General features: G+C 68.8%; 7 protein-coding genes. 1 reads left to right on the top strand and 6 read right to left on the bottom strand.

All coding sequences use genetic code 11. The annotated features are described in order from the left end of the window. Nucleotides 1-27: 27 nt before the first annotated feature. From OXG83_15290 to OXG83_15265, 6 genes are all read right to left on the bottom strand, one after another. On the bottom strand, nucleotides 28-1,686 hold the full coding sequence (locus tag OXG83_15290; GenBank protein ID MCY3966398.1) for a CRTAC1 family protein: 1,659 nt from the start codon (nucleotides 1,684-1,686) through the stop codon (nucleotides 28-30). A gap of 104 nt (nucleotides 1,687-1,790) precedes the next feature. Further along, entirely contained in the window at nucleotides 1,791-2,642 is an 852-nt protein-coding gene (locus OXG83_15285) for a tetratricopeptide repeat protein (GenBank protein ID MCY3966397.1), read from the bottom strand. Continuing rightward, on the bottom strand, nucleotides 2,639-4,759 hold the full coding sequence (locus OXG83_15280; protein MCY3966396.1) for a tetratricopeptide repeat protein: 2,121 nt from the start codon (nucleotides 4,757-4,759) through the stop codon (nucleotides 2,639-2,641). The genes OXG83_15285 and OXG83_15280 overlap by 4 nt, the downstream gene beginning before the upstream one ends. An 86-nt stretch (nucleotides 4,760-4,845) precedes the next feature. Next, entirely contained in the window at nucleotides 4,846-6,597 is a 1,752-nt protein-coding gene (locus OXG83_15275; GenBank protein ID MCY3966395.1) for a VWA domain-containing protein, read from the bottom strand. Nucleotides 6,598-6,618: 21 nt separating this feature from the next. Then, nucleotides 6,619-7,770 carry a hypothetical protein gene (locus OXG83_15270; GenBank protein ID MCY3966394.1) on the bottom strand — a complete coding sequence of 384 codons (1,152 nt, stop codon included), beginning with the start codon at nucleotides 7,768-7,770 and terminating at the stop codon, nucleotides 6,619-6,621. A 22-nt stretch (nucleotides 7,771-7,792) separates the two neighbouring features. Further along, nucleotides 7,793-8,824, bottom strand: coding sequence for a LacI family DNA-binding transcriptional regulator (locus OXG83_15265; protein ID MCY3966393.1), 1,032 nt, complete (start codon nucleotides 8,822-8,824; stop codon nucleotides 7,793-7,795). Nucleotides 8,825-9,006: 182 nt separating this feature from the next. On the opposite strand from OXG83_15265, the gene OXG83_15260 reads away from it, so the two are divergent. Next, the gene (locus OXG83_15260; GenBank protein ID MCY3966392.1) at nucleotides 9,007-12,447 is read left to right on the top strand and encodes a carboxypeptidase regulatory-like domain-containing protein; all 3,441 of its coding nucleotides are present in this window, start codon (nucleotides 9,007-9,009) and stop codon (nucleotides 12,445-12,447) included. The last annotated feature ends 250 nt before the right edge of the window (nucleotides 12,448-12,697 follow it).

The raw sequence follows: 12,697 nt of genomic DNA, 5'->3' as shown, positions 1-12,697 counted from the left end.
GAACGGGCATCGGCCAGGCGATGCTCTCTACTGCAGGTGACCTGCCTGCTCGACGACAATCAACTGGTCGGCGGCGACGTTTTCTCGCTCCGTCGTCGAGCCGTCGGGCCAGGTCACGACGACCGAATCGACCGTGGCGGCGGCGCCCAGGCCGAAGTGCTGCCGGAAATCGTCCTGGGACAGGTAGCTGGTGCCGCTGCGGATGTTGCGGATCTGGCTGCGTCCATCAGCCGTCACCCGAATCACCGCGCCGATCGCGTCGGTGTTCTTGCCGGCCCCGACCAGCCGCACCTGCAGCCAGCGGCCGCCGCCGGCCTCGTTGCGCAGCACCATCGGCGAGCCGTCGAGGTCGTTGATCACCAGGTCCACCCGGCCGTCGTTGTCCAGGTCGCCCATCGCCAGACCGCGGCTGACCGTCTGTTCGAGGAAGGCCGGCCCCCCTCGCTTGGCGACCTCTTCGAAGGTGCCGTCGCCCAGGTTGCGGTAGAGGAGCTTGCGCTGACGGTAGCCGGCCGAGGCGCCGAGCCGGGCGCCGTCGAGCTGAGGATAGACGTGGCCGTTCACCACCACGAGGTCCTCCCAGCCGTCGTTGTCGTAGTCGAAGAACGCCGTTCCCCAACCGACGTAGGGCAGGCTCGACGCGCCCGTCCTCGACCGGAAGGAGGCGTCGCTCGAGTAGTCGCCCTCGTTGCGATAGAGCGCGTTGTACTCCTCGGCGAAGTTGCTGACGAACAGGCTCAGGCGACCGCTGCCGTCGTAGTCGCCGACCGCGACGCCCATGCCGCCCTGCTCGCCGCCATCCTCGCTCACCGCGACGCCCATGAAGAAGCCCGACTCTTCGAAGGTGCCGTCCTTCCGGTTCATGTAGAGGTAGTTGGGCGTCGAGTCGTTGGCGACATAGAGGTCGAGCCAGCCGTCGCCGTCCATGTCGACCCAGGCGATGCCGAGGCCGAAGTAGCCGTCCGGATCGCGAACCCCCGCCTCCTCGCCGACCTCGGTGAACGCGCCGTTCGCTTCCTGCCGGAACAGGAGGTCGGAGGTGCCCGGCAGGCCACGCGGTCCGCACTGCACGGAGACGCCGCGGTACTGACAGGTCTTGTCGCTGCCGAACTCCGGCAGGTTGTCGAGATCGAACTCCACGTAGCGGCTCACGAACAGGTCGAGATCGCCGTCGCGGTCGTAGTCTGCGAAGCCGCAGCCCGTCGACCAGCCCGAGGCCGCGACGCCAAGCTCCGGCGCCACGTCGGTGAACGTGTCGTCGCCCGAGTTGCGATAGAGCCGGTTCCGGCCGATCCCCGTCACGTAGAGGTCCTGCCAGCCGTCGCCGTCGACGTCGGCGATGCACAGGCCCATTCCCCAGCCGGGGTGGGCGACTCCGGCCTCGGTGGCGATATCGCGGAACGTGCCGTCGCCCAGGTTGCGGTAGAGCGCGCTGTGGGACGACTCCGGGTCGTTCGCCGTGTCGACCGTCAGGGAGTTGACGAGGTAGATGTCGAGCAGGCCGTCACGGTCGACGTCGAAGAGCCCCACGCCGCCGCTCATCGACTCGACGATGTACTTCTTCTCGGGCGCCGAGTTGTGGCGGAAGGCGATGCCGGTGGACTCGGTGATGTCGCGAAACAGCGGCGCGTCGCCGGCGCCCTGGGCTAGCGCGGAGGCGGGGCAAACGAGGAGGGCTGCGACCACTGTAGCGGCAGCGTCCGGGAGACCGGCGCTGGCGCGCCGGATGCCGGCGGGGGCGCCGGCGCACCCAGTGCGTACCGGTCGAGCTCCTGGTACGCCGGCGCCGTTCAAGGCTCCGTCCTCGAGCCCAGCGGCGGCTGGGCGCGCAGACGCTCGATGTGCTCTTCGATCGCGGCCTGAGCCTCCCGGGAACGCTGCAAGTGGCGCTCCGCCCCCTCACGGTCGCCGAGGCGGGCCAGGGCGAGGCTGAGCTGGTAGTGCCCCTTGATCGAATCGGGCTCGGCGGTCACTGCTCGCGCCAGCGCTTCCCGGGCTGCCTCGAAACGACCGTCCTTCAACTGGGCCGTTCCAATCGTCACCAGCGCCGTCGGGTGATCGGGATTGACCGCCAGCGCCCGGTTCGCGAGTCGAGTCGCTTCCGCCAGCATGCCGAGCCCCTCGACGGTCTCCGACATGGCGGCCAGCGCCTCGACGTTGTCCGGCTCCAGCCGCAGAGCCGTGGCCAGAGCTTCCCGGGCCTCGTCGAAGCGGTCCACCCGGTTGAGGGCCAGGCCGAGGGCGATGTGTGTCAGGACTCGATGCGGATCCAGGGCTGCCGCATCGAAGAGCGCCTCGGCGGCCTCCGCCATCTCGCCCACCTGCATGCGGGCCACGCCGAGCAGATAGGCGTACTCCGCCTCCCCGGGGTGCATCCGCGCCAGCGGCTCGAGCGCCAGCGTCGCCTGGATCGGGTTGCCCCGGGCGAGCGAGAAGCGCGCGTAGGCGTTCAGGACGTCCTCGGAGTTGGGCGCCAGGGCGATCGCCCGGCCGAGCGCCTCGGCGGCCGCCTCGCCTTCGTTTCGCGAGGCAAGGGCACGGGCCCGGTCGAGCAGGCCTCGGACCGACTCCGTCGCAGCGGCTTCGGGCTGGGCGACGAGGGCGGCCGGCAGGAGCAGCAGCGAGACGAGCACCACCTTCACTGGTCCGACCTTCCCTTGAGTCTCTGAAAGATCTCGAACTGCTCGCGCGCCTTCTCCCGATCACCGAGCTTCTGGTACGCCTGACCTAGCTGGTTGCGGATGTTCGGATCCTCGGGCGCCAGTTCCGCGGCCGCGCGCAACTGCGCGGCCGCCTCGGCGACGCGGCCGTCCTCGAGCAGGATCTTGCCCCGGAGGTAGCCGGCGTCGGCGAAGTCGGGTTCCGCGGCGAGCACCAGTTCCACCTCGCGCAGCGCGGCCTGCGGCTGGTTGTCGAGTTCGAGGACGGTCGCCAGGACGTAGCGTGACCGGTGGTCGACGGGGTGTGAGGCCAGTTCCGCACGCAGCGCGGCGCCGGCCTCCTCGAGGCGCCCCTGGCGGAGATAGATGTTGCCGAGCGTGGCCTGCGCCTCCGCAACGCCGGGGCGAAGTTCGATGGCCCGTTCGAGGTGCTCCACCGCAGCGTCGAAGTCGCCTTCCTGAGCCGCCGCCTGGCCGAGCAGCACGTTGAGCTCGGGCCAGTCAGCGTGCTCGGCGAGCAGCCGGTCGAAGATCGGCTGCGCATCGACGGTCCGGCCGCTCCGGACCAGGGCCAGGCCGTAGGCGTACTGGAGCGCACGGTCCGCGGCGCGGCCCGGGTCGGTTGCCAGGAGCTCCGCCGCGCGATCGTAGACCTCGGCGTTGAGCCAGGCCAGCGCGAGCATCCGCCGCACGGCCGCATCGTCGGGCGTTTCAGCCAGCGCCTTCGACAGCGGCAAGGTCGCCCGGTCGAAGTGACCCGCGTTGAAGCGGGCCACGCCCAGCGAGTACTGGACCCTCGGAAAGTCCGGATCGACCGAGGCAGCCTGCTCGAAGTGGTCGGCCGCCCGGGCGAAGCGCCGGGCCTGCGTCGCCATGACGCCGAGATTGAACGAGGCACGGGCCAGAATCGTTTGCGCTGTCCGAGCGAGCTGCTCGCGAACCTCCGCGGAGAGGCCGGAGACCGGCGTCTCGCTGAAGACGGACAGGCCGACGACCCCAGCCGAGGGTTCCTTGCCGTGCCCGTCCAGGTAGTTCGACATTCGATCGCGCGAACTCCGGGCCAGGGCCACCGAGAAGCGTTCGGCGGCCTCGAAGTGAGGCATCGCCCGCGCCTCGTCGCCCGAGCGACGGAGGGCCAGAGCGAGCTGGTAGTGAAGGCTCTCCATCTGGTTAGCGTTGAACGAGCCGCCGTACCCGCCTTCCGCAAGATCGATGGCGCTCTCGAGCGCGGCCGCCGCTTCCCTCGGCCGGTCGAGGCCGAGCAGGGCCCGGCCCAGATGATGCAGGGCGTTGGGTCGGGTGGACTCCGATTCCACCGCGATCTCAAGGGAGGTCAGGGCCTCCTCGAAGCGCCGCGCATCGACCAGCACCATTCCGAGATAGAGCGAGTTCACCGGATCCTCGGGCGAGATGCGGCGCTCCTCCTTGAAGTGGTCGATGGCCTCTTCGACGGCGCCGCGGCCCCGGTCCAGGAGCTCCACGGTTCCCAGGTAAAAGCGGGCCCGCGGTACTCGCGGGTCCTGCACGATGGCCCGTTCGAGCGCCCCGCGGGCCCGCTCGTACTCGCCGTAGTCGCGATAGGTCCTGCCGATCAGAATCCAGGTCTGCGGAATCGGACGCTCCCCGGCCACCTCGCGGAAGAGCTTCTCGGCGGACTCCGGACGCTCCAGCCGCAGGTAGCCGCTGGCGAGCGCGAACCGGGTCTCGACGTCTTCAGGCATGGACTGGGCGGCGCCTTCCAACTGCTGCACCGCCAGCTCCGGCTGGCCGGTGGCGTTGAAGGCCCGGGCGAGCAGCCGCACGGCACGACCGTCTCCCGAGCTTCGCGCGAGCAGACGCAGGAGAACCTCCACCGCGCCTTCCGGATCGCCGCGCTCAAGCGCGAGTTCGGCGAGGGCGAGCAACGGTCGCCGGGCTTCGAGGGCCGAAACCAGTGCCCGCTCGTAGGCCGCCTGCGCTTCGGCCGGGGCGCCGCCGGCACGGTGCAGGTCGCCGAGCAGCAGCCAGCCTTCCAGCAGCGCCTCCCGGTACCAGCTCTCGGCCGCCTGCGGTTCGTCCCGGCGCAGCATGCTCTCGGCCTCCACCAGGGCGCGCTGCATGGCAGCGTCCGGCGGTTGCTCATCCTGCGACTGCGTGGCCGCCGGTAGCCCAGCGGCGAGGATCAGACCGAGAGCGCTTGCGCGGATCAGCGGCCGCCCTCGCCCACGGCCAGGGTGGTCGAGACGAACGCGGTCTCGCGGGTGGCGTCGTCCCGGACGCCGACCGCGACCAGGTTGAGGCCATCGGGAATGTCGATGTTGAAGACCAGGTCGAGAAGACGCGTGTCGCGATCCGGGGGTGCTTCCACCTGGAAGGTCTTCTCGTCCCTGACGACCTTCGAGGTTTCCGCATGGCGGCTGGCGACCTCCACCCTGATCTGCGCCATCTCCTTGTCCTCGAAGGGCAGGAAGGCGACCCGCGCGGCCGGCACCATGACGTGGAGCGGCAGTCGCCGCTTGCCGCCGCCGGCCGCACGCACGCGGCCCGCGCCCAGCCGGACGCCGAGAGGATTCTCGACCAGGCCGAGATAGAGCGCGCCGTCGAGCTGCTCGCTCATTCGTTGATCGGCACTCTTGTCGCGGTAGCCGCGGCGGTGACGCACCTCCAGATTTCGGCCCCGCACCCGTACGCGGATCTGGTGCTCGCCGCGGTCGCCGCCGTGGGGCGGGCGGTACGCGAGAGAGTAGTAGCTTGCCATCTCGTTGGCGATCTGTTCGAGTTCGCCGTCGAACTGGTTGCGGTTGAAGATGGCGCGACCGCCGGTCTCGTCGGCGAGCACGGCCATCCCTCCACGCTCCGCCTCGCGGATCGAGCTGTTGAACGGGTTCGCCCCCAGGAAGTCGATCGAGGACTGCTCCGCCGCACTCAGGAACGTCGAACGGAGCCCGTTCGTCTGGAGCGAGTAGATCGTCACGCGGTTCGCGTTGGCGTGACGCGTCAGTTCGTGGAAGCCGGTGGACATCTCCTCGACGGGTGTGAGCGAGCGGAACCGGTCGCCGGCCGGACAGAGGCCGGTGATGAAGTCCCGCAGGTCCGAGCCCGGAGTCCGTTCGAGGGAGTCGCTGAGGTAGAGCAGCGTCTTGACGCCGGGCAGCGCGGCCAGGAAGCGGACGGTCGTCGTCAGGTGATCGAGCGTGGCGCCGATCCGGTCGCGGCCGATGCGGGCAGAGTTCTCGACCTCCGGCAGCGCGCGCCGCACGAACGACTCGCAGGGCGCCGGCGCCGTCGTCCGGCGACTGCTGCCCGAGGAAGCGAGCACCTTCGCGTCCTGCCAGAGCTGGTTCAACCTCTGCACCGCGAGCCGCTTCGCCTGCTGCGACTGGCCGCCCATTCCCGGCGAGGCCGCGATGCGCTCGAGCGCCAGGTCGAGGTCCTCGCGGCTGGAACCGAAGTAGGCCTCAGTGATCAGGTCGCGGTCCTGCCGGAAGATGAGGACGCGCTCCGCGGGGAACTTCTCCTCGTCGAGGAAAGCTCGCAGGTCCTCGATCACCCGCTTGCGGCTGGACGGGCCGAGGTGGAGGTCGTCGAAGTAGAGGACGAGATGCGCCGGTTCGGCCGGGACCGCGCCCGCGGCGGCCTGCTGGACAGTGTCGGCTGTCTGATCGCCCGGCTCGGCGGCCGTCCGGGCGGCAACGGCATCCGTCACCTCGCTGAAGAACTCCACGGTGACCGGCCTTCCATCCTCCCGGACCTCGAAGTCCTCCAGGCTCAGACCGGTAACGGGCCGACCCCGGTTGTCGCTCACCCAGACCTCGACGTTGACGAGCTGGACATCGACGACCTCGCTGAAAGCGGGGCGATCGGCGTCCTGCGTCTGAGCCGGAGCGGCAGCCGGCGCCAGAGCCACGAGTGCCGCGGCCAGAACGGGAACGAGAACGTGCCGGTTCTTCGAGATCATCGGGTCAGTCTACTTTCGCCGTCAGGCAGTTTGTGTTTGGACCGGGGTCGAAAAGCGGCGCAGCAAGCCGAAGAGCAGAGCGAGCAGAACCAGTCCCCCGATCGGAGCGACGAAACCGGCCGCCAGCCCGTCGGCGCCGCCGGCAATCCGTCCGGTGAGCCACGGCAGCACCGCTCCCCCCGCGCCGGCCAGGGCGAACACCCAGCCGGTGTTCCGGGAACGAGTGGTCGCCGTGAGATCGGCCAGGAACGAGATCGTCAGCGGGAAGAGGGGCGCCAGGCCCGCGCCCGTGGCGACCGCGGCAACCGCGAGGCCGGCTTGCGATCCGCTCAGCAGCAGGCCGAAGAGACCGCCACCGGCCAGCAGGACGCCGGCGCCGTAGAGGACCGGCTCGGACATCCGGCGCAGCAACAGGGGCGCCACCGCACGGCTGACCAGGAGCGCGGCCCAGAAGCCCGATCCGATCCAGAGGGAAGTCGCCGAGCGCTCGGCCCGGAACTGGTCGGCCAGGCTGACCAGCCAGCCCCCCACCGAGTTCTCGATCCCGACATAGAGGAACATGATCGCCGCGATCACGACGAGACCCGGCAACACGCCTCCCTGCCTGCCCCTCGCCGCGGACGCCGCCTGCGCCGTGACTGCGCCGCCGGCCGGCGCGGCACGGAGCGAAAGGAGGATGAGCCCCGAAGCGGCGGCGAGGACAAGGAGCACCGCATCGCTCGACATTCCCGGGGGCCGAACGGCAAACAGGAGAGGGCAGGCAACCGCGCCGGCGCCCCAGACCATGTTGAGCGACGAGAGCGCCGCGCCCCGGCGCTGCGGCTGCGAGTGGGCGACCCGGAGATTCGTGGCCGGAATAGCCAGCCCGAGCCCGAGACCGACGGCGGCCATCGGCACGAGCGCCAGGGGCCAGCCCGCGAGGGACAGAGCCACAAGGCCCGCGGCGATCAGCAGGTATCCGAGCCGCAAGCTGAGGCCGAGCCGGTAGCTCGACACTAGCGAGCCGGTAGCGCTGGCGAGGAACTGAACGACGAAAAGAGCCCTCAGCTCCTCAACCGGAAGGCGCCACTCAAGGGCCAGGTCCGGCAGCAGCGGGCCGAGGAGCACGGTGACCACACCGGTGATCAGGAACCCTCCGTAGAGCGGCAGCCAACCCGGCGTGCCACCGATCACGCCGGGCGCGATTCGAGGCGACTCAGGCACGGTCGGGCGCGGGACCGGTCGAGTCGCGGACGACCAGGGTCGGCTCGATCGTGATCGCGGGCGGCGAGTCTTTGTCGGGCGCAGCCAGCTTGCGCAGCAACTCGGCGGCCGCTCTCCGCCCCATCTCGTGCAGCGGTTGCCGCACGGTGGTCAGGCTGGGGTTCTGGAAGGCCGCACTCAGAATGTCGTCGAAGCCGACGACCGCGACTTCGTCCGGGATTCGCAGGCCGGCCTCGCTGAGCGCGCGCATCGCACCGATCGCCGAGATGTCGTTGAACGCGAAGAGCGCCGTGAACCTCGCACCCGTCTCGATCAGTTTCCGGCCGAAGACGTGCCCCTCGCGGTAGCCCTCCTCCGGTGAGAATTGTTCGCCGGCCGGCCCTCCCGAAAGCTGGAGAGTCAACCGCGAATCGATCTCGAGGCCGAGTTCCCGCGAGGCCGCGACGATCGCCTGCCACCGTGCCTCGGTGTCCGCGGAGTGCGCATGACCCTTGAAGAAAGCGATCCGCCGATGCCCGAGTTCGGCCAGATGGGCCAGCGCCAGACGCGCGGCGACCTGATGGTCGATGGCGACGTTCGTCACGCCCGTCAGCTCGCGGTGCCCCGCCACGACGACGGCGGGCAAGGGCAGCGGCTCGTCGATCGGCGTGTTCACCAGGATCAGCCCCTCGACCGAGCGCTCCGTGAGGAGCTGCAGGTAGTCGTCGAAGAGGTCGGGCTTCGAATGGTGTCCAGCGACCAGGTAGAAGTAGCCCTCCTGGAGGAGCTCGTCCTCGATCCCCGCGAGCACGCCGGCCGCGTAACCCTCACTGATCTCCGGCAGCAGGACGCCGACCGCAAAGGTGCGCTGACGCCGAAGCGACCGCGCGATGAAGTTGGGGCGGTAGCCCAGCTCCTCCGCCGCGGCGCAGACACGGTCCTGGGTCTCCGGGGGGATCCCCCTGGCCGCCGGCGAACGGTTCATCACCAGAGACACGGTCGTCGGCGACAGGCCCAGATGGGCCGCCACGTCCTTGAGCCTCACGGGCCTGCCAGGTTTTTTCTCGGGGCTGTTCACGCGCTCTTGACAAATCCGACGCGGTGTGTACAGTGCAGACTAGCATGCTAAAACGATTTAGCCAGCCCCTTCCGTCTGCAGCCCGAACGACGCCGGCTTTAAGCACGGCTTCCGGCTAAATCGGTTTACCCCAAGGAGGCACGACGTCCATGGCACGAAGACTGGCTCTCATTCTCATTCTCACGCTGCTTGCGGCACCGCTCGCGGCCCAACGGTTCACCGCCAGCATCCGAGGCACCGTCACCGACCCGAACGGAAGCGCCCTGCCCGGCGTCACCGTGAACCTGGAGGGGACCGAAACCGGTCTCAACCGAACGACGTTCACGAACGAGGCCGGCATCTACACCTTCGGCGACCTGCCGGTCGGCGCGTACGAGATCACGGTCACGCTGGACGGCTTCAAGTCCTCGGTGATCAGCGACATCGCCCTGCACGTCGCCGACGTGCGCGAGGTGAACGCCCAACTCGAACTCGGCGACGTCTCGGAGACGATCACGGTCGAATCCGAGGCCATCCCGGTGGACACGCTGAGCGGCGAAGTCGCCGGCCTGATGACCGGCGAGCAGATCCGCGAGTTGCCGCTCAACGGACGGAACTTCGTCCAGCTCACCCTGCTGCAGCCTGGCGTCAGCGCGCCCGAAGGCTTCGACACGAAGAACAAGGGCCTGCTCGCGGGCGTCGATCTTTCAATCAGCGGCAGCGGCACGACCGGCAACATGTGGACGATCGACGGCGCGAACAACAACGACGTCGGCTCGAACCGCACCATCCTGATCTACCCCTCGGTCGACGCGATCGAGGAGTTCAAGATCCACAGCAACAGCTACAGCCCCGAGTTCGGCGGCGCCGCCGGCGGCCAGATCAACATCGTGACGCGCGGCGGCACGAACGAGTTCCGCGGCAGCGCCTACGCGTTCATGCGCGACGACTCCTGGAACGAGACGAACTACTTCCTGGAGCAGTCCGGCCTGGACACCGAGCCGCTCGACCGCCAGGACTACGGCTTCACCCTCGGCGGCCCGATCCAGCAGGACAAGCTGCACTTCTTCCTCTCCGGTGAGTGGAACATCGAAGAGCGCGGCATCGCCCGCACCGGTTTCGTTCCTACGGCGGCCGAGCGCGCGGGTGATTTCAGCGGTCCCTCGATCCCCGGGTGCACCCCGGCGATCCCGACCGATCCCACCACCGGCCAGCCCTTCCCCGGCAACGTGATTCCCGCGGATCGGATCAACGCAGGTGGCCAGGGCATGCTGAACCTCTACCCCCTTCCCAACGTGACGCCGGTGGCCGGCAGTTGCAACAACTGGGTCGAGGCCGTGGTGACGCCCATCGACTGGGATCAGGCGAACCTGCGGCTCGACTACGACGCCACGGACCGCAGCCGGTTGATGCTTCGCTACACGCGGGACAACTGGGTGAACGGCGCTCCGAACGCCGGCGAGGCGAACGGCCTGTGGGGCGACGACCCCTACCCCGCTGTCGATACGAACTGGGACCAGCCCGGCCACTCCCTGGTGGCCCAGCTCAGCCAGACGATCGGCGACGACAGCGTCAACACGGTCACCTTCTCCTACTCGGGCAACGAGATCAGCCTCAACCGGGGCGGCACGAATCCCGGGCTCAACAGCCAGATCAACGCGGCGATTCCCGCGATCTGGGACGGCAAGACGGGCGGCGCGGACCGTAGCCACCCGGTGTTCTGGGGCGCCGCCGGCTACGGGGCGCTGTGGAACATCGCGCCCTGGGAGAACAAGCAGGACCTGATGGTGCTCAAGGACGACTACTCCCAGGTCTTCGGCAAGCACTGGCTCAAGGTGGGCGCCCTCTACAGCGAGAACAAGAAGGAGGAGTACATCGGCGGCAGTTCGGCCTCCGAGACGCCGCAGTTCTGGGGCCCGAGCACCGGCCACAACGGCTGGGGCGCCAACACCGGCAACATCCTGGCCGACTTCCTGCTTCAGGACATGACCTTCGGCTACGCGGAGGCATCGCACCAGCCGGCGCCGGAGTTGAATTGGGAGGACATCGAGTTCTACGTCGCCGACTCCTGGCAGGTGAACCCCCGCCTCAACCTCGACTACGGCGTCCGTTACTCGAACTACAAGTGGCCCTACGCCAGCGACGACCTGATCACGGCGTTCGATCCGAATCTGTTCGATCCTGCCCTGGGAGGCGACCCGTGCAACGGTCTGATCCAGGTACCTGGAACGGACCCCTGCGGTGATGCGGGCTTCCTGGGCGGCTCGACCGGTCCGGGCCGCGGGCTGGTGGACAGCGACACGGACAACTTCGCGCCGCGGCTCGGCCTGGCCTACGACATCTTCGGCAACGGCAGGAGCGTCGTGCGGGCCGGCTTCGGCCAGTTCTTCCAGCGCGACCGCGTCAACATTCAGCTCGAGTTCGCGGGCAACCCGCCCTTCGTCTCCCGCCTGAACGGCATCCGCAAGCTCGACGAGACGCCGGAACCATGCGTCGGCTGCGGCGTTGGAGGACCGACCAAGGCGATCGACCCCGGTTTCGTGACGCCGTACAACCTGCAGTTCAACGTGGCCTGGGAGCAGCGGGTCGGCCGAAGCAGCACGATCGAGATCGGCTACGTCGGCACCCGAGGGCGCCACATCATGCGGCGTGCCGACATCAACCAGGTGCGCTCGGGCGACAACAACGGCAACGGCATTCCCGACCGGCTCGAGTACGTGACCGCCCCGGAAGGTGACGGCGGCGCCGCCTTTCGCGGGACCCTGCGACCCTTCTCCGTCTTCGGCGACAGCAGGATCCTGTTCTGGGCAACGAACGGCATCTCGGAGTACGACGGTCTCCAGATGCAGTACGTGCAGAGGTACGGCGCCGGATCGCAGTTCCAGGCCTCGTACACCCTCGCGAGCTTCAAGGCCAACGACCCGATGAACGACGCGGGCGCCGGCGAGTTCCCCGGTCTGGTCACGGACCTCGAGAACCCCGATCTCGACTGGGGCTACGCGGGCCTTCACCGGGATCACGTGTTCAACGCGAACGTGATCCACAACCTGCCGACGCTCGAGAATCAGGGCGGCGTCGTCCAGGCGTTGTTCGGGGCCTGGCAGTTCAGCGGCATCGTCCAGTACTCCTCCGGGCAGGCCTTGACGGTGAGGACCGGAAACCTGACCGGAGTCAACGGCGCCGGCGGGACCGGTTTCGTCGAGAACATGCGGCCGCTCCTCACGGGCGCCTCCTGCGGCGGAAGCGGACTGCAAGTGATCAATCCCGACGCCTTCACGCTGGTCGGCTGGCAGCTCGGCACGCTCAGCGACACCCGGCCCGGCGTGTGCGAGGGAGCGGACTTCTTCCAGGTCGACTTCTCGCTGAACAAGAACATCCGCATCACCGACCGCGTGACCGGCCAGTTCCGGTTCGAGGTCTTCAACGTGACGAACCGCGACAACTTCGTGGGCATCAACTCGGTGATGAACCCGAGCAGCGTCACCTACGACAGCGTGAACGCCACGGAGAGGCGGATGATCACCGGCTATACCCTGCCGAACAACTTCGGGCAGGCGCAGGCGGCCCGCGACCCGAGGCAGATTCAGGTCGGCTTCAAGCTGTTGTTCTAAAAGCGACAACGAGATGCAGGCCAGCCGGCCGGCTTTGGCCGCGCCGTCTGGCCTGCCCTTCGCCCGGGAAACTGAGGTTCACAACCGTGGGGGGTCGGATGAGAGCGGCACGAACTGGACGACTCCGCTCCGCGGCAGCACCGCTGGCGCTGCTAGCTGGACTCTGGGCCTCCGAGCCGGCGGCCGCGCAGGAAGGGGCCGAGAGGGGCACTCCCGTACGCGCCGAAGCCTGGCCTGAACTGACTCCGCC

The organism is Acidobacteriota bacterium (assembly GCA_026707545.1).
In the GTDB taxonomy this organism is placed as follows: Bacteria; Acidobacteriota; Thermoanaerobaculia; order Multivoradales; family Multivoraceae; genus Multivorans.
This window is presented reverse-complemented; position numbering and strand designations above follow the sequence as displayed.